Source organism: Rhizobium sp. 01L419 (assembly GCF_056400025.1).
The window spans coordinates 1-420 of record NZ_JBFTSM010000065.1 but is presented as its reverse complement, the minus strand read 5'-3'; the positions used below and the strand labels follow the sequence as shown (position 1 = coordinate 420).

Here is a 420-nt window from a genome sequence, read left to right as displayed (position 1 = left end):
CAAGGGGCCCCATGGTGAAACCGCGCTTTCTTTCGCGCGCGAAACCGGCGACGAGGAATTTATAAAGGTGTTGGTTTCGGCTGGAGCGACGGACTAAGGGAACGGCCGTCTGCGACAAGGTCAAGCGATCCGCGATCGCGCGCCGTGCTGGCATGGAGGGAACGTTTTGATTGAGAAAGCCCTGATCTACGCCACCACATCCCGTGGTCTTCTGGTGTTCGATGAACCCGATTTTCCGGAAGTTCCTATCCAAGTGCCCGGAGGCACAGTCGAAGCCGGAGAGCGGGTGATGGATGCCGCCCGTCGCGAATTCGGCGAGGAAACCGGGCTGTTGGGCCGAACGGGGTTTCGGCTCCTGGGAGACAGGCACCGGCCCTTCGAGCGAGACGGGGTGCATCATGACCTCCACCGCACCTACTT

At 61.0% G+C, this 420-nt stretch carries 1 protein-coding gene; it reads left to right on the top strand.

Annotated features, from left to right (window positions below; all coding sequences use genetic code 11):
• Positions 1–166 precede the first annotated feature (166 nt).
• A partial coding sequence (locus tag AC1DUP_RS36805) for an NUDIX domain-containing protein (protein ID WP_477837393.1) occupies positions 167–420 on the top strand: 254 nt, incomplete at its 3' end.